Below are 23,441 nucleotides of genomic sequence, written 5' to 3' on the forward strand. Positions count from 1 at the left end.
CCATCGCCGCAGCCAGCGCCGCACACCGGCTCGCTGGCGCGGCGCATGCTGCTGATTGCGGCGGGCTGGATCACCGTGTTGCTGCTTGGCGGAGGCCTCGCGCTCGATCAGACGCTGACCGGGCTGATTACGCGCAATTTCGACGAGCAGCTGGAATACATGCTGACCGCCATGGTCGCCTCGGCCGAGGTCGATCCTGACGGTGAAGTCTATTTCAACCGCCCACTGGGCGACCAGCGCTTCCTTGAACCCAACAGCGGCCTCTACTGGCAGATTTCCGGGCAGGGGCACGAGGAATTCCCTTCGCGCTCGCTATGGGACCGCACGCTGCGCGCCTCGCTCGATCAGAACCATATCGAGCCATTCATTGATGACAGCGACCAGTTCGAAGGCGAACGCCTGCGCATCATCAAACGCTCGGTCATCCTGCCCGGCAGCAATACCTTGTGGGAGTTTCAGGTTGCGGCCAGTCGTGGCGAGATTGACGCGCAAATCCGTCGCATCCGCTCGATCCTGATATGGTCGTTTCTTGCGCTCGGCGCTGGGCTTGTCGGCATGGCGGGCCTGCAGACCTACTATGGCCTCGGCCCCTTGCGCCGCGTTCGCCGCGCCATTGCGCGGATGCGGGAAGGGGAGGCCAGCCGCGTTACCGATCCGCTGCCGCTGGAAGTGCAGCCGCTGGTGACCGAACTCAACGGGCTGCTCGAACATTCCGAACGGCAGGCCGAAGAAGCGCGCACCCACGCGGGCAACCTTGCCCATGCGCTGAAAACCCCGCTCACGGTCGTGATGAACGCCGCCACCGCCAAGGCCGATGACTTGGCTGACACGGTGATCCGCGAAGCCGCCGTCATGCGCCGCCAAGTCGATCACCACCTCGCCCGCGCCCGTGCCGTGGGCCGCCGCGCGGTCGGCCTGTCACGCGCGCAAGTGTGGGAGAGCGCGCAAGCGGTGGAGCGCGCGGTTGTGCGGCTCTATCCCAACGTGCGCTTTGACATGGATGGCAGCCAAACCGCCGAAGTCTCGATAGAGCGGCAGGACCTGGACGAAATCCTCGGCAACCTGATTGAAAACGCGGCCAAATACGGCGGCGGCTCGGTCTTCATCACCATCGACGCGGCCCCCGCCGACCCCAAATTCTGCGAAATCTGGATCGAGGACGACGGCATGGGCATCCCCGAAGAATCCCGTACCCGCATCTTTGACCGCGGCGCACGGCTGGACACCGGCAAACCCGGCACCGGCCTTGGCCTTGCCATCGTGCGCGATGTGGCGGAGATTTATGGCGGCAATGTGGAGTTGAAGGAAAGTGAGGATTTGGGCGGTTTGCTCTCGGTCCTCAGGCTGCCAAGGCCCGCCGGAATCGCTAAGTAGCGTCAGGCGCGCGGGTGGGCGTTGCGGTAGACGTCCAGTAAAGTGGCCGCATCGACCTGCGTATAGATTTGCGTTGATGACAGGCTGGCGTGGCCCAGCAGTTCCTGCAAACTGCGCAAATCCGCCCCCGCACCCAGCAGGTGCGTGGCGAAGGAATGCCGCAGCGCATGGGGCGTGGCAGTGGCGGGCAGGCCCAATACGGTGCGCGCCCGCGCCACGGCGCGTTGCACCATGCCTTGTGCCAAAGGTCCACCTTTTGCGCCGCGAAACAAGGGCTTGGCCTTCTCCAGCGGCCAAGGACACTGGCGCACGTAATCGTCCACGCCTTCGCGCACGATGGGCAGTAGTGGCACCACGCGCTGCCGCCCGCCCTTGCCGGTGATCACCACGCTCTCGCCCAGCGGAAGCACCGAAGCAGGTAGCGCCAATGCCTCGGCAATGCGCATCCCGGCGCCATAAAGTAGCAGCAGCACTGCGCGGTCACGCGCGGCGATCCACGGCGCGCTGGCATCGTCCGCCACAGTTTCTGCAAGGTTTACAGCCTCATCCGGCGTAACGGGGCGCGGCAGGCCCTTCTTCACGCGCGGCCCACGCAGGCGCGGGCGGCTTGCATCAAGATCGCCCGCCTGCTCCTTGGCAAAGGCAATGAACGTCTTCAGCGCCGACAACTCCCGCGCCGCAGAAACATTCCCCAGCCCATCAGCGCGCCGCTCCGCCAGATGCGTGCGCAAGGTCGCGGCGTCGATCCGCGCCACGCGAGTCCAACTCAATTCGCCTTCCATTGCGTGTAGGATTCGGGCGGCGGTAGCGGCGTAGGCGCGGACGGTGTGGGGGGAGCGGCGGCGGGACAGGGTGAGGTGTGCGTGCCATGCCTCAAGAATGTCCGCTGCCGTCACGCGCTCACCAATTGGTGCGAAATGATGTCGCCCAGCAGCGCTTCAAGCAGCGGTGCGCCCTTCTCGGTGACGGTTAGGTGCATCTTGGTGCACTTCAGAAACCCCATTGTTGCGAGCCGTTCACAGGCCTTGCGGTCGATCATCGCGTCTTCGGAAAGGTCGAACCGGGTGGCAAGGGCGGGAGGAGAAATGCCCTCGGTCAGCCGCAAGCCCATCAGCAAAGCCTCGGTTGCCTGCTCGCGAACGGGCAGCAAGCGCTCCTCAGCAATGCCATGATTTTGTTCGGAAACAGCGCGCAGAAAGTTCTCCGGCTTCTTGTGCCGCACCGTCGCCGCGCCCAACCTGCGCCCATGCGCGCCGGGGCCGATGCCGATGTAGTCCTGATAGCGCCAGTAGATCAGATTGTGGCGGCTTTCCTCGCCGGTACGGGCGTGATTGCTGGTCTCGTAAGCGGGCAAACCGGCGGCGGCAGTCATTTCGCGGGTGAGGGCGAAAAGGTCCGCGCCCGCGTCATCGTCGAGCGGGGTCAGCTTGCCTTCGCGGACCAGTGTGGCGAAGCGGGTGCCGGGTTCGATGGTCAACTGGTAGAGCGAAAGGTGCCCGGTTCCGAAACCTAAAGCGCGCTTGAGCTCGGCTTCCCAAACCTCTGGCGACTGGTCGGGGCGGGCATAGATCAGGTCGAAGCTGACACGCGCGTAAGTTTTCTGTGCAAGCTCAAGCGCGGCCAGACTTTCGCTGACGTCATGGAGGCGACCGAGGAATTTCAATGTCTTGTCGTCAAGCGCCTGCAGCCCGAGCGAGACGCGGTTGATGCCTGCGGTGGCCAACGCGGTGAAATTGGCGGCTTCGACGGAACTGGGATTGGCCTCCAGCGTGATCTCTATGCCCGGCGCAAAGCCCCACAGCGCCTCGGCCTCGCGCAGCAAGGCTTCGACCAGCGCGGGCGGCATCAGCGAGGGTGTGCCGCCGCCGAAGAAGATCGAGGTGAGAGGGCGGCCAGAGGTCAACTGCGCTTCATGGCGCATGTCGGCGAGCAGGGCGGCGGTCCAGGCGGCCACATCGGTCCGCTCGCGCACATGGCTGTTGAAGTCGCAGTAGGGGCACTTTGCGAGGCAGAACGGCCAGTGGATGTAGAGGGCGAGGGGTTGCATGGCGTGACCCCTAGCACCGAACTGCTCCCCCGCGAAGGCGGGGGTCTCAGGCGGTTTACGCACAGGTTCTGTAACTGGCCTGAGGCCCCCGCCTTCGCGGGGGCGCGAGTTTGCGAGTTTATTGCTTCCCCGCGAAGGCGGGGATCTTGGTGCTGTCATGGAAGGGTAGTGGAAAACGCCTGAGGCCCCCCGCCTTTGCGGGGGCGCGCCGGTTTGGGGTATGAGGGTTAGGCGAACTGGTCCGCTACCAGCTTGGCAAAGGCATCGGCGCGGTGGCTGATGGCGTGTTTCTCGGCGGGGTCGAGTTCCGCGAAGGTGCGGGTGTCGCCCACTGGAATGAAGACCGGGTCATAGCCGAAGCCCAGCTTGCCGCGCGGGGGCCATGTCAGCGTGCCGGGCGCGCGGCCTTCGTAGACGGCGTGGGTGCCATCGGGCCACGCGATTGCGAGAACGCAGGCGAAGTGGCAGTTGCGTGAGGTATCGGGGCCGAGTTCGGCTAGTTTGCCTTCTACTTTGCCCATCGCCATGTACCAGTCGCGTCCGGGTCCGCCTTCGAACACATCGGCTTCCGCCCAGTCGGCGGTGTAGACGCCCGGCGCGCCGCCGAGGGCATCGACGCAAAGGCCGGAATCGTCGGCCAGCGCGGGAAGTTGTGCTGCTTCGGCAGCGGCCTGCGCCTTGATCAGGGCGTTTTCGACGAAGGTTGTGCCCGTCTCGGCTGGCTCAGGCAGGCCGAGTGCGCCCGCAGACAGGCATTCGATGCCATAGGGGGCAAGCAGGGCCTGAATTTCCTTGAGCTTTCCGGCGTTGTGCGTGGCGATCACGAGTTTGCCGGTGCTGAGGCGGGGCATGTTTGGTCCTTCGTAGTTCGTCATCCCCGCGAAGGCGGGAATCCAGTCGGATGGTGCGCTAGCTGGATTCCCGCCTGCGCGGGAATGACGAAGTGATGGGCAAAGGTGGTTGCGCTTGGGTGCGGGAGGCCCCCGCCTTCGCGGGGGCGCGCTTCCTCAATCTCAGCCGCGAACGGCTTTTTCCTGCGCTGCGAAGATTTCGTTGCAGCCGATGCGGGCGAGGCGCAGGAGGCGCAGGAGGCCTTCTTCGTCATAGGTCGCACCTTCGGCAGTGGCTTGCACTTCGGCGATCTTGCCGCCTTCGATCAACACGAAGTTGGCATCGGCGTCAGCCGACGAATCCTCGATGTAATCAAGGTCCAGCACCGGCTGGCCATTAACGATGCCGCAGGAGATGGCGGCCACCTTCTCGGTCAGCGGGTCTTCCTTGATCGCGCCGCTGGCCAGCAACCCTTGCACGGCAAGGCGCAGGGCGATCCATGCGCCGGAGATCGATGCGGTGCGGGTGCCACCGTCGGCCTGGATCACGTCGCAATCCAAGGTGATCTGGCGTTCGCCCAGCTTCTTCATGTCGGTCACCGAGCGCAGCGAGCGGCCGATCAGGCGCTGGATTTCCTGCGTGCGGCCCGATTGCTTGCCCTTGGCCGCTTCACGGCTGCCGCGCGTGTGCGTGGCGCGGGGGAGCATCGAGTATTCGGCGGTGACCCAGCCTTCACCCTTGCCGCGCAGGAACGGCGGGACGCGCTCTTCGATGGAGGCTGTGACGAGCACCTTGGTATCGCCAAAGCCGATCAGGACGGAGCCTTCGGCGTGCTTGGTGTAACCGGTTTCAATCGTGATGGCGCGCATTTCATCGGGCGCACGGCCAGAAGGTCTCATGGAATTTCCCTCGCAAGTTTGGATCGCCTCTGGCGCATTGCCCTTGAGCCTGCAAGAGCGATGCGTAGATTGGTGATGATGATGACCGGACCTACCCTAATTGACCTGACCGACCGCGCACGGGAGATTTTCCGGCTCGTGGTGGAAGGGTACATCGCCAACGGGCAGCCGGTGGGTTCCAAGACGCTCGCCGGGCCGGGGGGCGTGAACTTGTCGCCCGCATCGATCCGTTCGGTCCTGCAGGAATTGCAGGATGCCGGATTGCTGGCTGCGCCGCATACCAGCGCGGGGCGGATGCCGACTGATTTTGGCCTGCGGTTGTTCGTGGACGGTATTATGCAGGTGGCTGAGCCTTCTGCGGCAGATCGTGCGCAGATCGAGCGTGGGCTGGCGCAGGGCGGGACCATCGAGAACGCTTTGGCTGCAGCCAGCTCTGCCCTGTCCGAGCTTTCGGCAGGGGCAGCGGTGGTCATGGTGCCCAAGCGCGAGCCGCGGTTGGTGCAGATCAATTTCGTGCCGCTGTCACCGGTTCGTGCGCTGGCGGTGCTGGTGAGCGAGGATGGAGGGATTGAAAACCGCATCATCGATCTGCCCGAACCGGTGGGTGCCAGCGCGCTGGAGCAGGCGGGGAATTATCTGACGAGCAGGCTTTACGGGCGCACGCTGGGCGAAGCGGCGGGGCTGGTGCGGGCGGAGATTGCTGGAGGGCGTTCGGCCCTTGATGCTGCCAGCACCGATCTGGTGCAGCGCGGGTTGGTGGTGTGGACGCAGGATGCGGCGGCGCGGCCTGTGCTGGTGGTGCGCGGGCAGGCCAATCTGCTCGATGAAGCGGCGCTTGGTGATATCGAGCGGGTCCGGCAGTTGCTGGAAGAACTGGAAGGCGCCGAGGCGATTGCCCGCGTGCTGGACGCCGCGCGCGAGGCACAGGCGACGCGCATTTTCATCGGTAGTGAGAACCGGCTGTTTTCGCTGTCCGGCTCGTCGGTGATCGCTTCGCCCTGGCGCGATAGCGAGGGACGCGTGGTGGGCGTAGTGGGTGTTATAGGGCCGACGCGGTTGAATTATGCCCGCGTTGTCCCCATGGTTGATTTTACTGCCCAGACATTGGGTAGATTCATCGGACAAGACGGGTTTTCGAGAAAATGAGCGATAACGACACACGCCCCACGGATGCAGAAATCGAAGCGGAACTGAAGGGTGTGCCCGAAGACATGATTGATCAGCCTTCTGCAACTGATGAAGCGGCTCTGCTGCGTGAACAGCTGGAAACGGCCAAGCAGGACGTGCTCTATGCGAAGGCCGAGACGCAGAACGTGCGTCGCCGGATGGAGAAGGACATCGCCGACGCCCGCGCCTATGCCGCGACCGGCTTTGCCCGCGATATTCTATCGGTGGCCGACAATCTTTCGCGCGCGCTGGAAACGATTCCGGCTGACTTGCGCGAGGACGACAAGTTCAAGAACCTTGTTGCCGGGCTTGAGGCCACGGGGCGCGAGGTTGAGAAGATCTTCGGCAATCACGGCATCACGCGCATTGCCGCTGTCGGCCTGCCGCTCGATCCGCACCAGCATCAGGCGATGATCGAAATGCCTTCAGCCGATGCAGAGCCGGGCACGGTTATCTCGGAAATGCAGGCGGGGTACATGATCAAGGACCGTCTGCTGCGGCCTGCGATGGTGGTGGTGGCCAAGAAGCCGGATTGATCTGCTTCCTGCACTCGGCGTCCCCGCCCTTCGGCTGGCCGGCAGGCCGGCCGCTCAGGATAAACTGCCCATGGGGCAGGCGGGGACCTCGGGCCGTTTACGCCAGCGTTCCGTAAAACGCCTGAGGCCCCCGCCTTCGCGGGGGAGCAGTAATGCTCAGTGCGGTTTAGCTGGGGTGCTGTTTAGCCGGCCTTTGCGAGCAGTTTCACTACCTCGTCCGTTGAATACAGATCGGCAAAGACCATTGCCATGATGTGCAGCGTGGCAGCGTGTTCCTCATCGCTCAGCGCCGCATTGGCGTCGTTCACCATCAGCACGCGATAATTGTGCTGCATGGCATCGCGGGCTGTGCTTTCGCAGCAGCAGTTGGTCAGCGTGCCGGTGATCAGCACTGTGTCAATGTTGCGTGCCTGCAGTTCGTCGTGGAGGCGGCAGGTGCCCGGTGTAAAGCCGCTGAAGCGGTGCTTGTCGATCACGCTATCGCCATCGCGCACGTCCAGCGTGGGCCAGAATTGCCAGAGATGCGCGCGAGGCGTGAAGGCTTCGCGGTGGCCATCTGCCTCGCGGCCCATGCGGGCCATGAAGTTTGACCAGCTTGGTCCGCCTTCGGGCGGCGTGGTGAAGCGCAGGAAGATGTTGTGCCCGCCGCTGGCGCGGACAGAATCGGAAATCGCATTGATATTGCCGACGATGCTGCGCGCCATCGGCACTTCTACAGGCGCGCCCGGTTCCATGAATCCGTTCTGCATATCGACCACGAGATGCGCCAGACGCGTGGGATCGATGTCCTTGAAGATGTTGCCAGTACCGCCGCGCGCGTCGGCAAAGCGGGCAAGGATGGCATGGTGATCGACATTGTGCGGCATGGAGTTGCTCCGAAAATCCGAGCCAAAACAATGCCTGCAAAGTGCGCTGGTGTCGTCAGCGCAACGGCGTGCTTTTCGGCAGGAGAAACCTAACGGCTCATCGCATCATGGGGAACGGCGTGTCTGGTGAATCGTCATCTCCGCACAAACGGAGATCAGACTATGCGCAAGATGATTATTGCTACGCTCATCATGGGTTCGGCAGTCACGCTGGGTGGCTGCGCGCGCAACTATACGGCTGAAGGCGGTGCGTTGGGTGCAGCAGTTGGCGCAGGCATTGGCGCGGCAACCGGTGGTGATATTGCTACGGGTGCTGCCATCGGTGGTGCCGTGGGTGCAGCAGGTGGCTCGCAGATCCGCAAGCGCGACAACCGCTGCTATCGCGTGGACAATCGCGGGCGCGAATACGAAGTGCGCTGCTGATCAGTCCGGCGTTTGAGGGCGCGGCTTGAGCAGGATTGTTTCAAGCCGCGTGGCCAATTCCTGCGCCTTTTTCGAAATCTCTTTCAACTGGACAGATGTCAGCAGGCGGGCGACGGGCGCAAAGCAGTCCGCCTGCCGTACGTTCACAAAGGCGGCGATTGGTTTGGACCCATCGTTCAGTACCGACATGGCCCCATGAACAATATCGTTGCGGACCGCGCCAAGCGTCTCAACCTCGTTCAGCGCGGCATGCAATTGCTTTCGTTGTTCTTTCGAAAAACTTGAACTTGCGGGAATATCTCTAAGGCGCTTGATCCTTTGCGCTTGCAGCTCGTTTTCGTTTTCGCACGTCAGCTTGACAGCGACCGCCATCAGCGCCTTTTCAATTTCCACGAAAGCATTGATGCAATGGCTCCGCTCTAGATGGAGCTGCAGGTCGAGAGAAATAGCAGTCATTCACGCACTCTGGCCCGCAACTCTCAAGTATTCGTAAACGGCACCAACGCTTCGAGCGCTGTCAAAGGCGGGGCATCCGGGTGTGGAATGCCGCGCTTTGCCATGAACAGGTGGCGCACCAGTTCGGCCTGCTGCTCGATGCCATAACGGTTGAACGGGCGGCCGTGATGGTATGTGTAAGTGTAGCGACAGAACGGGTGGCGCATCAGCGGGAGCCACCATTTTCCGCGGTGCTGGGTTTGCCAGACGTGGACCATTTCGTGGATAAACAGGCCTTGGGCGCTAAGGCTGGCGCAGGAAAAATCCTCGCACCAGTGTGGACTGGCAGGCGCGAAGTGCAGGTGGCCCATTGGGGCCATCACCACATTGGTTGGTTGGAACGGAAACCAGCGACGGCGGCGCAGGCGCACAGGACCTGTGTCTATGCTGTTGCAGAACACCTCCATCACCAGCGCGCGCTCTCCGCCGGTTAGCGGGCGCTCCCCACCCACGGGGCAGGTTGCGCCAGATTCGCTCACATCTCGCTCATGTCATGGCCGGAGTGGTCCATGCCCCCGCTCATTCCGCCGCCGACAGCTTCGATCTTTGCAGGGGCGCTGATCTTGTCGCCATTGTCGAGCGTGAGGGTGATTTCGGTCGTCTCACCTGCCTTGAGCGTATCGGCCACATCGAACAGCATCACGTGCAGGCCGCCTGCCTTGAACTGAACCGATTTGCCCGCTTCAATCGGCACGGCTTTGACCGGCTGCATCTTGGAAACGCCATTTTCCATCACGGTTTCGTGCATTTCCGTGCGGCCAACGCCTTCGACATAGGCGGCTGCGATGTTTTTTGGCGTGCCATCGCCCTGCGTGACGGTGAAGTAGGCGACGCCCGGACGGCCGGGAGCGGCGGGCAGGCGGATCATCGCGTCGGTCACATTAACGCCGGGGGCATTTTGTGGCGCGGCGTCGCTGGAAGCTGCAGCAGTGGGCGATGTGTCATCGCTGGCTTGCCCACAAGCTGTGAGGGAAAGGACGAGGGCCGACAGACCCGTAAGAACAATGTTGCGCATTAACCGCGACTCCAGATGGAACAATGTGGCATCGGGTAAGCATCCGCAGGCCTTGTGCCAAGCAGAACCACACCTATATCGCCCTCAATCGAGCCGCATATTGCGGTCTGCCCGGCAGGGGGATCGCTGACCTCGCGCGGTGTCTTGATTGGAAGGAACTGGGGAACTCATGGCTAAAGTTATCGGTATCGACCTTGGCACGACCAACAGCTGCGTTGCAGTGATGGATGGGGGCACACCCAAGGTCATTGAAAATTCGGAAGGTGCGCGCACCACGCCGTCGATCGTCGCGTTTACCAAGGATGGTGAGCGTCTGATCGGCCAGCCGGCCAAGCGTCAGGCTGTTACCAACGGTGATAACACCATCTTTGCCGTCAAGCGCCTGATCGGGCGCCGCTTCGATGACCCGGTGACCAAGAAGGACACCGAACTGGTCCCCTACACCATCGTGAAGGGCAAGAATGGCGATGCCTGGGTTTCGGCTGGCGGGCAGGATTACAGCCCCTCGCAGATCTCGGCATTCACGCTCCAGAAGATGAAGGAAACCGCCGAGGCTTATCTTGGTGAGACGGTCACGCAGGCCGTCATCACGGTTCCGGCTTACTTCAACGACGCGCAACGCCAGGCGACCAAGGACGCTGGGCAGATTGCCGGACTTGAAGTGCTGCGCATCATCAACGAACCGACCGCAGCAGCGCTGGCCTATGGCCTTGACAAGCAGGACGGCAAGACGATTGCGGTCTATGACCTTGGCGGCGGCACGTTCGACATTTCCGTGCTGGAAATCGGTGACGGTGTGTTTGAAGTGAAGTCCACCAACGGGGACACGTTCCTTGGCGGTGAAGACTTTGACACCGTCGTGGTCGAATATCTGGCCGACAAGTTCAAGGCCAAGGAAAACATGGACCTGCGCGGCGACAAGCTTGCCCTGCAGCGTCTGAAGGAAGCGGCGGAAAAGGCGAAGATCGAGCTGTCTTCGGCCCAGACCACCGAGATCAACCTGCCGTTCATCACCGCCCGCATGGAAGGTGGCAGCACTACCCCGCTGCATCTGGTGGAAACGATCACGCGTGCTGACCTTGAAAAGCTGGTTGCCGGTCTGATCCAGCGCACGCTTGAGCCTTGCAAGAAGGCGCTGGCCGATGCTGGCGTTTCGGCCAAGGACATCGACGAAGTCGTGCTGGTGGGCGGCATGACCCGCATGCCGCGCGTGCGCGAAGTGGTGAAGGACTTCTTCGGCAAGGAACCGCACACCGGTGTGAACCCTGACGAAGTGGTGGCCATGGGCGCGGCCATTCAGGCAGGCGTGCTGCAGGGCGATGTGAAGGATGTGCTGCTGCTTGACGTGACCCCGCTTTCGCTGGGTATCGAAACGCTGGGCGGCATCATGACGCGCATGATCGATCGCAACACCACGATCCCGACCAAGAAGAGCCAGGTCTATTCGACTGCCGAAGACAATCAGCAGGCGGTGACGATCCGGGTGTTTCAGGGCGAGCGCGAAATGGCGCAGGACAACAAGATGCTGGGCCAGTTCGATCTGGTGGGCATTCCGCCTGCACGCCGTGGTGTGCCGCAGATTGAGGTGACGTTCGACATCGACGCCAACGGCATCGTGAACGTTTCTGCCAAGGACAAGGGAACCGGCAAGGAACAGCAGATCCGCATCCAGGCATCTGGTGGTCTTTCGGATGCCGACATCGACCAGATGGTGCGCGATGCCGAGAAGTTTGCCGAAGATGACAAGAAGCGTCGTGCCGAGGCGGAAGCCAAGAACAACGCAGAAAGCCTGATCCACGCGACCGAGCGTCAGCTTGAAGAAAACGGTGACAAGATCGACGCCGCACTGAAGGCCGAGATCGAAGAAGCCATCGCCGAAGCAAAGACGGCTGTTGAAAGCGGTAATGTTGATGACATGACCGCCAAGACGCAGGCCCTGACCGACAAGGCCATGAAGATGGGCCAGGCGATCTATGAGAAGGAGCAGGCTACTGCCGCTTCGCCTGATGCGCAGGCTCCAAAAGCTGATGATGATGTGGTCGACGCCGAGTTTTCGGAAGTCGACGATACCAAGTGATGTTGCGATGAAACTGGCCCGCCGCTTGCGTGAATGCGCTGGCGGCGGGCTTTCGCGTTAGGGAAGCGCAATGTCGGCCGAAATCGATTTTTACGAACTGCTCGAAGTTGAGCGGACTGCGGACGAGAAAGTCCTCAAGTCTGCATATCGCAAACTTGCCATGAAGTTTCACCCGGACAAGAATCCGGGCTGCGCCGATAGCGAGGCGAAGTTCAAGCAGATTAACGAGGCCTACGCCTGCCTGTCTGACCCACAGAAGCGGGCCGCTTATGATCGCTTTGGCCACGCCGCTTTTCAGCAGGGCGGCGGCGGCAATGCCGGGGGCGGCTTTGGCGGTGGCGACTTTGGCGACATTGGCGATATTTTCGAGACGATCTTTGGCGGTGCCTTTGGCGGCGGTCGTAGCCAAGCCCGGCGCGGCGCAGACTTGCGCTACGACATGGAAATCACGCTGGAAGATGCGTTCCATGGCAAGGAAACCGAAATCGCGGTCGAGGTGTCGCAAACCTGCAGCCCATGCGGCGGATCGGGCGCTACACCAGGCACTTCGGCGCGGCGTTGCAATATGTGCAAGGGCCACGGCAAGGTTCGTGCGCAGCAGGGCTTCTTCATGGTGGAGCGGGCCTGCCCAACCTGCCATGGCCGGGGTGAGGTGATCGAAAGCCCCTGCAAGCATTGCCGGGGCGAAGGCCGCGTCGATGCCGAACAGCGGCTGCAGGTCAATATTCCAGCGGGCGTTGATACCGGCACACGCATTAGGCTGGCGGGCAAGGGTGAGGCGGGGCCGTTTGGTTCCCCTGCCGGTGATTTGTATCTGTTCCTGCATATCCAGCGGCACAGCGTTTTTGAGCGCGAAGGCACGACGCTGCTGACGCGCTGCCCGATCAGTTTCACCACCGCTGCATTGGGCGGCGAAATCGAGATTCCGGGGCTGGACGGTGCAGTGCACGTGATCGAAATCCCTGCTGGCATCCAGTCGGGCAAGCAATTGCGCAAGCGCGGCGCTGGCATGCCGGTGCTGCAAGGGCGTGGGATTGGTGATCTGGTGGTGGAAATCCACGTGGAAACGCCGACCAAGCTTTCGGCCCGACAGAAGGAGCTGCTGCGGGAGTTTCAAGCGACCGAAACGGGCGATGAATCTCCGCAGTCGAAGGGCTTCTTTGATCGGATCAAGGATGCTTGGACGGATTTGACGGAGTAGTCGTTAGCGCTTGTGTGCGCCCCCGCGAAGGCGGGGGCCTCATGCGTTTTACGGGACAGTTGTGTAAACCTCCTGAGGTCCCCGCCTTCGCGGGGACGCATTGAGGTAGAGATTTCAGGCAAACGCGGCTAAGATTTCAGCCCGCAGCCTGTCGATCAACCCCGGTTCGGCAACCAATCGGCCCTGTTCTTCGTCCAGAATCGCCAAAAACGCATCGCGCTTGAATGCGGCGATCACGCATGCATCCAACTGCTCTTCCACGGTTGAGGCGATCAGATCGATTGTCCGTTCGGCACCATGAAGCCTTCCCCAGAGGTAATCATTCTCCCGATAGGCGCGGCTGAAAAAGGCGCCGAAGTTGAAGAATTCCACGCCGCGCAGGCAGGCGAACGTCCCACCTTTGCGGATCGACGTCGCGTCATCGGGTGAAATACGATCCACTTTTACCGGATCAAACTCGCCCATGCCTTCGCCCTGCAGCAAGGGCAGCGTGGCCGTGTCATAAAATGGAAAGCCCAGGTAAGCGTGGAGGAAGCGGCGGCGCAGTGGCTTGTCCATGGCCTCCAGTGCAGCGACGAGCAGTGCATCCACTTGCAGGTCCAGCGTAATCAGGTCGCGCCGCGCAGCAATGGCATTGAGCACTGCGCCGGGATCGACCGTGGCCAGTGCTGCAGCAGAGGCAAAGCCGGGGCCGAGGCCTTCGGCAGTCTCGCGCCCCTGATAGAGCGCCTGTGCACGATAGACCGCATCGCGGGCCAGTTCGCGCGAGGCGGGATCGACAACTTCGCCTTCGTCCCAATCGCGCGTTAACCGGCGGGCGAGCAGCTTCAACCGGCGGATGCGGAAGGACAGGTCATGCGTGCGGAAGAACGCCACAGCCTCGGGCGTTGCACCCCCGCGCAGGGCAGACAGCCGGTCCAGCCCGTTGGCGGCCAGATGCCGCCACAAGGCCGCCTCGACCTCTACTTCGGTGGCAGATTGGGGCGCGGCCTGATGGATCAGGCAGGCAAGGTCCGCCACGATGCCTGAGAGTTTGGTCTGGGCATAGCCATGGAAGGCAAAGCCTGCGCGCTCGGCAGCGGCCTGCTGCGCCTTGTTGCGCCACGCGGTGAGGCGGCGCTGGTTGGGCCAATCGAAAAACAGCGTGCGGCCAAACAGGGTTTCGACCGTCTCTTCGATCTCTGGCCGCAGGGCATCGACAATCACTCGTAGACGCGCGCGTTGCCGGGATTGCCGTTCGAGCGCTTCCAGATTGTCACGGATCGGCTGTTCGCGCGGGATCGAGGACAGCGAGCCGAAGATGGCCGAAAAGAAGCCTACCGTGCGGCCACCTTTTGGCGCGATGCGCATGTGATCGGGGCTGGGATCGATATAGACAAAGCGCCGGTCCACCTCGCGCCGGGCCGGGCGATCACGCAGCACGTCAATCGCTTGGGCAAAGGGCCGGTTCACCAGCACCGCCCCATCGACCAACGCGACGCTCTCGGTCGTGCCGCGCCGCGCATGGGTGGGCATGACCCGTTCGATAAAGCGCTGGCGGGTGGGCCATGCCGTGCCGCGCTCGGCCACAAGCTGGTCGATCTCGTCCAGCACCAATGGCGGAAAAGCGCCGGGAAAGCTGGCGGTGGAGCGCGCGGCAAGCACCAGTTCAGGGCAGAGGGCCAGATCGCGATCACCCAGCCGGGTTGTGGCGCGACGAAAGCCGATGGACAGGCGATGTTCGCTCTCGACCACCACTTCAGGGCTGTTCAGGCGCAGTTCTTCCAGATGGCCGTTGAAATCGGTGGCGGTAACCAGCAGGTCCAGCGGATGGCCTTCGGGCAGGAGCGGATCACCCATCGGCGTTTTGGCCATCGCATCAAGCGCGTCGGCGATCATGCGTGAAAAGCCGATGCCGCTGAACGGCGGAGCAAACCAGCGTGCCCGGATCAGGCGCGAGACTTTGCGCCGCACCTCTGAGCGCGTTTCGGGCGCGACCGTGCTGCTGACCACATTCCCGGGCCGTTTCAGCACAAACCACACCAGTGGCTGCGCCCAGAACTTGGCAAAGCGGCTCCACGGTTGGGCATCGGGATCGAGCAGGGCATCGATATCGGCCCGATCGAGCCACATTGCCGTTAGCGGTTCAAGGCTTTGACCGGTGGAGATCGCCTGAGCCAGAAATACGCCATTGATGCCCCCGGCGCTGGCACCGGAGATGATATCGGGCAAAATGCGCAACCGCAGTTCACAAGTGGCGGCAATGGTTTCCAGCAACCGCAGGTAAACCGCCTCGACGCCCTGCAGCGCGGTGTCGTCGGGACAATGGAAAGCGCGGCTGGCGCGGGTGGCGTGCCACAGCTCTTTGGTGACGCCATGCATGTAAACCGCAAGGCTGATGCCACCATAACAGACCAGGGCAATGCGCAGTTCTTTTTGCCGCATGGGTGCACAATGGCAGGCTTGTTTGCCCCATGCCAGTCCCAACTTTGGCGAGCTGGTTGTAAATACTGCCGACAGAAGATTTTCCCATCTGCCAAAAAGCATATGAAAAATAATGAAAATTCTGGGTGCAGACCTGTGTCTGGACTTGTCAGGGTAACCGACGCTTTACCCTTTGCGATGTAAGGCTGAGCGGGAAGGGGCCAGTCCGTGCCCCAAAAGGGTGACGAGCGCCGATCTGATGATCCGCCTGTTCAAACACTATATCCCGCATTCGGTCCTGCTTCTGGGCCTGCTGGATTTCGTGCTGCTGATTGTTGCGGGCGAGATCAGCTGGCAGGTGCGCGCGCATCAGATTGGCATGGACCCGGGTGCAGTCGCATTGCGGACCACGCCATTGCTGCTGTTTGCCGGGATGGTGCAGATGGCGATGATCGCGGTTGGCGTCTATGGTTCGGATGCGCTGCGATCAATGCGTTATGCCACAGCGCGACTGCTGGTCGCGGTCAGCCTTGGCATCATTGCGCTATCGGTGGTCTATTTCCTGCTACCGGGGCGAACGTTGTGGCGCTCCAATCTGCTCTACGCGATGTTCTTTGGCATGGGGTTGCTGGTGATGATCCGCCTGTTGCTGGGCGGATTGCTGGGGACGGCAGCATTCCGGCGGCGTGTTCTGGTGCTCGGCGCCGGTGCGCGGGCAGAGCGGCTGCGCCAGTTGGGCGAGCGGCCAGAGGCAGGCTTTGCCATCGTGGGCTATATCGGGATGAGCAGCGCCGCGCCGGTGGTGGTCGAAGCGATCCACCGCGATGCGATCAACAATATGACCCGCTATGTCGAAAACCTTGGCGTAAGCGAAGTGGTATTGGCGCTTGAAGAGCGGCGCAATGCGCTGCCGCTTAAAGATCTGCTGCGGATCAAGACCACCGGAGTCCACGTTAACGATTTCTCGACGTTCCTTGAACGCGAAACTGGCAGGGTGGATCTCGATACGGTCAACCCCAGCTGGCTTATCTTTTCCGATGGATTCTCCTCGGGACGTGCTCTGTCGAGCGCGGCAAAGCGGATTTTCGATATTGCGGCGAGCCTGCTTTTACTTTCGCTGACATTGCCGGTGGTCGTATTGTTTGCGCTGCTGGTGAAGCTGGACAGCAAGGGACCGGCTTTTTATCGCCAGCGCCGCGTGGGCCTCTATGGCCAGACGTTCAACGTGATCAAGCTACGGTCGATGCGAACCGATGCCGAAGTGGGTGGGGCACAGTTTGCGCAGGAAAACGATCCCCGCGTCACGCGCATCGGCCGCTTCATCCGCAAAGTGCGGATCGACGAATTGCCGCAGACGTGGAGTGTGCTGAAGGGCGAAATGAGCTTTGTAGGCCCGCGTCCCGAGCGGCCCGAATTCGTGGCTGAGCTTGAAGAATTGCTGCCCTATTATGCCGAGCGCCACATGGTAAAGCCCGGCATTACCGGCTGGGCACAAATCAACTATCCCTATGGCGCGTCGCTCGACGATTCCCGCCAGAAGCTGGAATACGATCTTTACTATGCCAAGAATTACACCCCGTTCCTTGACCTGCTGATCCTGCTCCAGACGCTTCGCGTGGTGCTTTGGTCGGAAGGGGCGAGGTAGACGCGCGCGATGCTGAACCCCTTCACCTGGGCCGGCTTTGGGCAATGGGCGTTCGCTGCATCAGCGGTGGCGTTCATGCTGCTCGTCGGCTGGCGCTGGGACAGGCGGCGGCGTGAGCTTGCGGATACGGGTGCCATTGCCGGATCGGGAACGAGCGCTGGAACCGGTAAGGCCGAGATAGCAGCCTATGTGGCCACAGCAGCATGGGCGCTGGTGGTGGCGGGCACCGGATTGCAGACGCCGATTGGGCAGTTGTTCGAAACGCTGCGCAGTCTGGTTTGGCTCGGGCTGGTGTTCGTGCTGTTTTCACGCGATGGCAGGCATTCCAGCGTCGGGCCAATCCGGCCTGTGCTGGCGGCGCTGGTCTTTGTTGAATTGCTGCAGCCAGTGCTGTTGCTGGTGGCGGCCAACAATCCTGGCCCTGCGGTACCGGGCATGGTCTTGCACACCACGGTGATGTTCCGCCTATTGGTGGCTACCGGGGCACTGGTCCTCGTGCACAACCTCTATGCCGGTGCGATGACGCAACAGCGCGTTGCTCTGCGCTGGACCTGCGCGGCGATGGCAATGATCTGGGGTTACGATCTCAATCTCTATACCATTGCCTACTTGGCGCGCAGCGTGCCACAAGAACTTGCTGCTTTGCGAGGTGTCGCGCTTATCGCGGCAGCAGGGTTGATGGTGATCGGAGCCGTGCGCGGAAGATCGGCGCTGCGCTTTTCACCATCGCGTGCAGTCGCTTTTCAGTCGCTCTCGCTGCTGGTGATCGGGGCTTACATGCTCATTATGGTGGGCGCGGCGCAATCGCTGGCGTGGCTGGGTGGCAATGCCAGCCAACTGGCGCAATTGGGCTTTGTGTTCGTCACCAGTGTGCTGATCGTGGCGATTATGCCATCAAGCCGGGTGCGAGGCTGGCTCAAGGTCATGCTGGCCAAGCACTTTTTCCAGCACCGCTACGATTATCGCGCAGAATGGCTGCGGTTTACCCGCACGATCGGACGCGCTGGTGCGCAGACACCGCCCCTGCATGAGCGGGTCGTCCAAGCACTTGCCGACATTACCGACAGTGCAGCCGGGCTGCTGTTGGTCCCTACTGAAACAGGTGATCTGGTACTGGCCTCGCGCTGGCAGTGGCCAACAGCTGATGTTCCGGCGGTGGCGATTACCGGAGAGCAGGTGCCATTTTTCGAACAGCGCAGCTTTATCGTTGATCTGGACGAAGTGCGCGCCGGGATTGATTTTCAGGGCGAACGGGCCGTCGTGCCGGAATGGCTGCGCGATGAACAGGCCGCCTGGGCTCTGGTTCCGCTGCTGCATTTTGATCGGTTGGTGGGTCTGGTTGTGCTCGGTCGTCCGCCTTTGGCGCGCAAGCTCGATTGGGAGGACTTTGACCTTTTGCGTGTCGTCGGCATGCAGCTTGCCAGTTATCTGGCAGAGCATGCGGGACAGACAGCCCTGCTCGAAGCGAGCCGCTTTGACGAATTCAACCGGCGTATGGCGTTTGTCATGCACGATATCAAAAATCTGGCGAGCCAGCTCAGCCTGCTGTCCCGCAATGCGGAAAAGCATGCCGAGAACCCTGCGTTCAGGGCCGATATGCTGATCACACTGCGCAATTCGGCAGAAAAGCTAAATGCCCTGTTGGCGCGGCTTTCGCGCTATGGCGGAAGCAACCGTGAACAGGTCGATGATGTTGATGCAGCCCAAGTGATCCGGGCAGTGGCCGATCGCTACAACGGTCCAGGCGTGATCCGCGTGCATGTTACCCACGATGCGCCGTGTCGGGTGCTGGCTAACCGCGAGGCTTTGGAGCAAGTGCTGCTGCATCTTGTTCAAAACGCCATCGATGCCAGTCCAGAAGGCATGGCGGTGTTCGTTCAATGCAACGTGGAGGGTATCACCGGCTCAATCGAAGTGATCGATACAGGGTGCGGCATGAGCGCCGAGTTCATACGCAATCGCCTGTTTAAGCCGTTCGTTTCGACCAAGCCGGGAGGCTTCGGCATTGGGGCATTCGAGGCGCGCGAACTTGTGCGGGCGATGCGTGGCAAGCTTGAAGTTGAAAGCCGTGAAGGGCTGGGCAGCCGCTTTACCGTGCGGCTGCCGCTTGCCGCAGCACAACCCCTGATTGAAGCGATGGAACGGACGGCCACGACACCGTCTCCGTCCGAAAGCAAGCCCCAAGGCAAGAAGGTGGCATGATGAGTGAGTTGAAGCCCGGACAGCGACCTGTGCTGCTGATTGTCGAGGATGATCCCGGATTGCAGGCGCAGCTGAAGTGGGCCTACGAAGATTTCGACGTGGTGATTGCCGGTGACAGGGCGAGCGCGCTCACGCTTTTGCGTGCGGAAGAGCCTGCGGTTGTCACGCTTGATCTAGGGCTGCCGCCTGATCCCGATGGCACGACCGAAGGCTTTGCCGTGCTGGACGAAATCATGGCGCTGCGTCCGCAGACCAAAGTGATTGTTGCCAGTGGCCACGGCGCGCGCGAATCTGCGCTGAAGGCCATTGAGAAGGGCGCCTATGATTTCTACCAGAAGCCGGTGGATATCGATGCGCTGGGCCTGATCGTGCGGCGCGCGTTGCACTTGTCGCGGATCGAAGCCGAAAACCGCAATCTAGCCACGCGCGCGTCGACCGACAACAAAGTGCTCGGCCGGATGATCACTGCCGCGCCCGAGATGATCAAAGTGGCGCGCACGATCGAGCGTGTGGCCAATACCAACGTTTCGGTCATGCTGCTGGGGGCCAGCGGCACGGGCAAGGAATTGCTGGCGCGGGGCTTGCACGATGCATCAGGGCGCGCAGGTGGATCGTTCATCGCGATCAACTGTGCTGCGATCCCTGAAAACCTCTTGGAAAGCGAACTGTTTGGTCATGAAAAAGGCGCGTTTACCGGCGCGGTAAAGACCATCGAGGGCAAGATCGAATTGGCCAGCGGCGGCACGCTGTTCCTTGATGAAGTGGGTGACATTCCGCTGCAACTGCAGGTTAAGCTACTGCGCTTTCTGCAGGAGCGCACGATCGAACGCATCGGCGGCCGCAAGTCGATCTCGGTCGATACGCGTATCGTCTGCGCCACGCACCAGAACCTTGAAGCGATGATCGGCGACGGGCGCTTCCGCGAAGACCTCTATTATCGTCTGGCCGAAATCGTCGTGCGCATTCCCAGTCTGGCCGAACGTCCGGGCGATGCCACGCTGCTCGCCAAGACATTCCTGATGCGCTTTGCCAAGGAGATGAACCCGCATGTCAAAGGCCTTGCGCCCGATGCGCTGGCAGCCATTGATGGCTGGAACTGGCCGGGCAATGTGCGTGAGTTGGAAAATCGCGTGAAGCGCGCCGTGATCATGGCCGATGGCAAGCTGGTGACAGCCGCCGATCTTGATCTGCCGGGCGGTGATAGCGAGGACAGCGCGCCGCTGAACCTCAAGACCGCACGCGAGGTGACCGACCGCAAGGTCATCCGCCATGCACTTGCCCGCAGTGAAGGAAATATCTCCAGCACCGCCCGCCTGCTCGGCATCAGCCGCCCAACGCTCTATGACCTGCTCAAGCAGTACGATCTCCAGACTTAAGGCCTTTACCGCGATTTGCGCCCTTGCCTTACTGGCGGCTGGGCCGGTGCGTGGTGATGCGCCGCCCGATGCGGTGGCAAGAGCGCGCGCGGCCCTTGCCAAAGGCGATGGCATTGCAGCCGAAGTCCCGTTGAGGCTGGCCCTGCGCAATGGCCTTTCGCCCGATTCTGCAAGAGCAGAACTGGGGGAGGCGTTGCTGCTGCAAGGCAATCGGCGTGAAGCGCGCGAAGTGCTCTATGGCGGCGATTTCATGGCTGATAGCGTGGCGCGCGGCTGGCAGTTGCGCGGGCGACTGGAACTGGCCGAAGGGCGGCTGGCACAGGCCGGACAGGCCTTTGACCAATCCTATCGGTTTGATCCTGAAAAGGCATCGCTCTGGACTGATATCGGCCGCTTGCGATTTATCGGGGGCGAACATGCGCAGGCCATCGAAGCAGCAGAACGCGCGGTAAAGCTCGATCCTAACGACCCCCGCGCGCTCGAACTGCGCGGGTTGCTGATTCGCGAACAGTTCGGCTTGCAATCTGCATTGCCCTGGTTCGAAGCTGGCTTGCAGGTTGCGCCCAACGATGTCGGCTTGCTGGGCGAATACGCCGCTACGCTGGGCGATCTGGGCCAGTATCGAGCCATGCTGATCGTTTGCCGCAAGCTTGCCAAGGTCGATCCCGGCAATGTGCGCGCGCTCTATCTGCAAGCTGTTCTGGCAGCGCGCGCCGGGCAGACTACGCTGGCACGCACGATCCTGCAAAAAGCAGGTGCCCCGTTGCGCGACATGCCTTCGACAATCATGCTGAACGGCATTCTGGAGTATCGTGCGGGCAACGCTAATCTGGCCGTCGAATACTTTGACCGGTTGGTGCGTATGCAGCCAGACAATCTGCAGGCGCGTATGATGTTGGTACGGGCCTTGCGCGCGCGCAAGCTTGACCGGCAAGCGGTGGATGCGGCGGGCGTGTGGGCCAATCTCGAACTTGCCCCACCCTATCTGCTACAATTGATGGGCGAAGCCTATCAGGGTCTGGGCCGTAAGGCAGAGGCTGCAGCCTTGCTTGATCGGGCGCAGAATGAAGACCAGCGGCCATCGGAGTTTCTTCCGACTGGCCAGCCCTTGGGTGTCTGGGCCATTGGGTATCAGGAAGCTCCCAACCTGGCGAGCAATGCCGTGCCCTATATCCGCGCGCTGATTGAAGAGGGAGAGAGCCAGCAAGCCATTGCTGTGGCAGACCGGTTGAAGCTGGCCAATCCGGGAACTGCCGAAGCTTGGCTGCTGGCAGGCGATGCCCGCCTGATCGCCAATGATGCCATGGGCGCGCTGGACCAATATGGCCGTGCGGCGCTGATCCGGTTCAATCTGCCCACGCTTCAGCGGATTGACCATGCGATGCGCCTGCTGGGCCGCGATGCTGATGCCAATGCCATGCTCGCCCGCTATCTGCGCCAGAACCCCGGAAGCCCGCAAGCGCTCAAGCTCCTGTCCAACGGGCGCGCAGCCCTTGGTGACACAGACGGAGCGCAGCGCATAGAAGCCGTGCTTTCTGCCCGTGGCCTTAGAAATCCTTGAGTGTTCAACCCATCCTGAATTCGGCTCTCGACAGTGCCTGATCGCGGGATTACTCCCAATTCAACCGAACGATTAAATTGGGAGAGAATGATGGCAGGCGCGCTGGAAGGGCTGACTGTACTCGAATTTGCAGGGATCGGGCCGGGGCCATTTGCCTGTATGATGCTGGCCGATCATGGCGCACATGTCATCCGCATAGACCGCCCAGCCAAAGGCGCGCGGGTCGGCGATGAAGGTCAGCGCGACATTCTGAATCGCAACCGCGAACGCATCGAACTGGATCTGAAAGACCGCGCCGCCATCGCGCAGATTCGTGCCATGGTAAAGCAGGCTGACGCGATCATCGAAGGCTATCGCCCCGGTGTGATGGAGCGGCTCGGCCTTGGCCCTGATGTGCTGCTGGCCGATAATCCGAAGCTGGTTTTCGGACGTATGACTGGCTGGGGACAGGATGGCCCGATGGCCCCGCTGGCCGGGCACGATATCAATTATATCGCGCTGGCGGGCGCGCTGCACAGCTTTGGACAGGCGGGAGGAAAGCCGCAGTTTCCGGTCAACCTTGTCGGTGATTTTGGCGGTGGGGGCATGCTGATGGCGTTTGGCGTGATAGCGGCGGTGTTTTCCGCACAGCGCACTGGCAAGGGGCAGGTCGTCGATTGCGCGATGGTCGATGGTGCGGCGATCCTTTCGGCCATGACCTACACCTTCCTTGGCAACGGTCGCTGGCGCGACGAGCGCGGGGTCAACCTGCTCGATGGCGGCGCGCATTTCTACGATACGTATCAGACGCTCGATGGAAAATACGTCTCCATCGGCTCCATCGAACCGCAGTTCTATGCTCTGCTGCTGGAGAAGACCGGCCTTGCCGATGACCCCGATTTCGCTCCGCAAATGGACCCGCGTGTCTGGCCAAAACTCAAGGAGCGACTGACCGCGCTGTTCCACACCAAAACCCGCGATGAATGGTGCGCGATCATGGATGGCACCGACATCTGCTTTGCCCCGGTGCTGAGCTTGCGCGAAGCTCCGAACCATCCGCACAACGCGGCACGGGGCACTTTCGTTGAGGATCAGGGCATGGTCATGCCCGCGCCCGCGCCGCGCTTCCTGGGAACGCCAGCGCCCAAGCCTTCACTAGCTGGGCGCGTGCTAGACTAATTTCGAAAAGGTGGTCGCAAACCTAATCACCCGTTCGTGTCGAGCGAAGTCGAGACACCGTGCACTGGTGTCTCGACCTGTCTCTTATACACATCTCGCAGGGGATAGTCAGATGACGCTGCCGACGAACGGTCAGGAGTGTAGATCTCGGTGGTCGCCGTATCA

At 61.8% G+C, this 23,441-nt stretch carries 20 protein-coding genes; 11 read left to right on the forward strand and 9 right to left on the reverse strand.

Going from position 1 to position 23,441, the window contains the following annotated elements:
• Positions 1 to 45: 45 nt before the first annotated feature.
• Positions 46 to 1,374: a sensor histidine kinase gene (locus tag AC2A1F_RS15050; RefSeq protein ID WP_484209615.1), complete on the forward strand. Its 1,329-nt coding sequence runs from the start codon at positions 46 to 48 to the stop codon at positions 1,372 to 1,374.
• 2 nt (positions 1,375 to 1,376) lie between these two features.
• Here AC2A1F_RS15050 and AC2A1F_RS15055 read toward each other — a convergent pair whose 3' ends face one another.
• The 4 genes from AC2A1F_RS15055 to rph form a co-directional block, all read right to left on the reverse strand.
• Complete coding sequence (locus AC2A1F_RS15055) at positions 1,377 to 2,270, reverse strand: tyrosine recombinase XerC (RefSeq protein WP_484209566.1); 894 nt, start codon at positions 2,268 to 2,270, stop codon at positions 1,377 to 1,379.
• Positions 2,267 to 3,421 carry a radical SAM family heme chaperone HemW gene (hemW, locus tag AC2A1F_RS15060; protein ID WP_484209567.1) on the reverse strand — a complete coding sequence of 385 codons (1,155 nt, stop codon included), beginning with the start codon at positions 3,419 to 3,421 and terminating at the stop codon, positions 2,267 to 2,269. Before hemW ends, AC2A1F_RS15055 begins: the two co-directional genes overlap by 4 nt.
• 227 nt (positions 3,422 to 3,648) lie before the next feature.
• Complete coding sequence (gene rdgB / locus AC2A1F_RS15065; protein ID WP_484209568.1) at positions 3,649 to 4,272, reverse strand: RdgB/HAM1 family non-canonical purine NTP pyrophosphatase; 624 nt, start codon at positions 4,270 to 4,272, stop codon at positions 3,649 to 3,651.
• A gap of 162 nt (positions 4,273 to 4,434) precedes the next feature.
• Positions 4,435 to 5,151, reverse strand: a complete 717-nt coding sequence (gene rph, locus AC2A1F_RS15070) for a ribonuclease PH (RefSeq protein WP_484209569.1) — start codon at positions 5,149 to 5,151, stop codon at positions 4,435 to 4,437.
• An 81-nt stretch (positions 5,152 to 5,232) separates the two neighbouring features.
• Here rph and hrcA point away from each other — a divergent pair, with 81 nt between their 5' ends.
• Both hrcA and AC2A1F_RS15080 read left to right on the forward strand, forming a co-directional pair.
• Positions 5,233 to 6,297: a heat-inducible transcriptional repressor HrcA gene (gene hrcA, locus AC2A1F_RS15075; RefSeq protein WP_484209570.1), complete on the forward strand. Its 1,065-nt coding sequence runs from the start codon at positions 5,233 to 5,235 to the stop codon at positions 6,295 to 6,297.
• Positions 6,294 to 6,854, forward strand: coding sequence for a nucleotide exchange factor GrpE (locus AC2A1F_RS15080; protein ID WP_484209571.1), 561 nt, complete (start codon positions 6,294 to 6,296; stop codon positions 6,852 to 6,854). The genes hrcA and AC2A1F_RS15080 overlap by 4 nt, the downstream gene beginning before the upstream one ends.
• 182 nt (positions 6,855 to 7,036) lie before the next feature.
• Here the strand turns inward: AC2A1F_RS15080 and AC2A1F_RS15085 are convergent, their stop codons facing one another.
• A complete protein-coding gene (locus AC2A1F_RS15085) occupies positions 7,037 to 7,720 on the reverse strand; it encodes a cysteine hydrolase family protein (protein ID WP_484209573.1) in 684 nt (227 codons plus the stop codon).
• A 162-nt stretch (positions 7,721 to 7,882) separates the two neighbouring features.
• On the opposite strand from AC2A1F_RS15085, the gene AC2A1F_RS15090 reads away from it, so the two are divergent.
• Positions 7,883 to 8,143: a YMGG-like glycine zipper-containing protein gene (locus AC2A1F_RS15090; RefSeq protein ID WP_484209574.1), complete on the forward strand. Its 261-nt coding sequence runs from the start codon at positions 7,883 to 7,885 to the stop codon at positions 8,141 to 8,143.
• Here the strand turns inward: AC2A1F_RS15090 and AC2A1F_RS15095 are convergent, their stop codons facing one another.
• From AC2A1F_RS15095 to AC2A1F_RS15105, 3 genes are read right to left on the reverse strand one after another with little or no spacing between them, the layout of a single operon-like run.
• Positions 8,144 to 8,599 carry a hypothetical protein gene (locus AC2A1F_RS15095; protein ID WP_484209575.1) on the reverse strand — a complete coding sequence of 152 codons (456 nt, stop codon included), beginning with the start codon at positions 8,597 to 8,599 and terminating at the stop codon, positions 8,144 to 8,146.
• Between the two features lie 23 nt (positions 8,600 to 8,622).
• Entirely contained in the window at positions 8,623 to 9,117 is a 495-nt protein-coding gene (locus tag AC2A1F_RS15100) for a vgr related protein (protein ID WP_484209576.1), read from the reverse strand.
• Complete coding sequence (locus AC2A1F_RS15105) at positions 9,114 to 9,653, reverse strand: copper chaperone PCu(A)C (RefSeq protein WP_484209577.1); 540 nt, start codon at positions 9,651 to 9,653, stop codon at positions 9,114 to 9,116. Before AC2A1F_RS15105 ends, AC2A1F_RS15100 begins: the two co-directional genes overlap by 4 nt.
• Before the next feature lie 169 nt (positions 9,654 to 9,822).
• On the opposite strand from AC2A1F_RS15105, the gene dnaK reads away from it, so the two are divergent.
• Together dnaK and dnaJ are read left to right on the forward strand one after the other, a co-directional pair.
• Complete coding sequence (gene dnaK, locus AC2A1F_RS15110) at positions 9,823 to 11,730, forward strand: molecular chaperone DnaK (protein ID WP_484209578.1); 1,908 nt, start codon at positions 9,823 to 9,825, stop codon at positions 11,728 to 11,730.
• Positions 11,731 to 11,800: 70 nt separating this feature from the next.
• Positions 11,801 to 12,931 (forward strand): molecular chaperone DnaJ, encoded by a 1,131-nt coding sequence (gene dnaJ / locus AC2A1F_RS15115; protein WP_484209579.1) that lies wholly within the window; start codon positions 11,801 to 11,803, stop codon positions 12,929 to 12,931.
• 114 nt (positions 12,932 to 13,045) lie between these two features.
• Here dnaJ and AC2A1F_RS15120 read toward each other — a convergent pair whose 3' ends face one another.
• Positions 13,046 to 15,355, reverse strand: a complete 2,310-nt coding sequence (locus AC2A1F_RS15120) for a patatin-like protein (protein WP_484209580.1) — start codon at positions 15,353 to 15,355, stop codon at positions 13,046 to 13,048.
• 238 nt (positions 15,356 to 15,593) lie between these two features.
• On the opposite strand from AC2A1F_RS15120, the gene AC2A1F_RS15125 reads away from it, so the two are divergent.
• The 5 genes from AC2A1F_RS15125 to AC2A1F_RS15145 all read left to right on the forward strand — a co-directional run bounded on the left by AC2A1F_RS15125 (position 15,594) and on the right by AC2A1F_RS15145 (position 23,276).
• Entirely contained in the window at positions 15,594 to 16,979 is a 1,386-nt protein-coding gene (locus AC2A1F_RS15125) for a TIGR03013 family XrtA/PEP-CTERM system glycosyltransferase (protein WP_484209616.1), read from the forward strand.
• A 9-nt stretch (positions 16,980 to 16,988) separates the two neighbouring features.
• Entirely contained in the window at positions 16,989 to 19,181 is a 2,193-nt protein-coding gene (gene prsK, locus AC2A1F_RS15130; RefSeq protein ID WP_484209581.1) for an XrtA/PEP-CTERM system histidine kinase PrsK, read from the forward strand.
• Positions 19,181 to 20,557, forward strand: a complete 1,377-nt coding sequence (gene prsR / locus AC2A1F_RS15135) for a PEP-CTERM-box response regulator transcription factor (RefSeq protein WP_484209582.1) — start codon at positions 19,181 to 19,183, stop codon at positions 20,555 to 20,557. The genes prsK and prsR overlap by 1 nt, the downstream gene beginning before the upstream one ends.
• Positions 20,558 to 20,603: 46 nt before the next feature.
• The gene (locus AC2A1F_RS15140; RefSeq protein WP_484209583.1) at positions 20,604 to 22,118 is read left to right on the forward strand and encodes a tetratricopeptide repeat protein; all 1,515 of its coding nucleotides are present in this window, start codon (positions 20,604 to 20,606) and stop codon (positions 22,116 to 22,118) included.
• A 90-nt stretch (positions 22,119 to 22,208) separates the two neighbouring features.
• Positions 22,209 to 23,276 carry a CaiB/BaiF CoA transferase family protein gene (locus AC2A1F_RS15145; protein WP_484209584.1) on the forward strand — a complete coding sequence of 356 codons (1,068 nt, stop codon included), beginning with the start codon at positions 22,209 to 22,211 and terminating at the stop codon, positions 23,274 to 23,276.
• Positions 23,277 to 23,441: the final 165 nt, after the last annotated feature.

This window comes from Novosphingobium sp. HNCC26BN242, assembly GCF_057180525.1.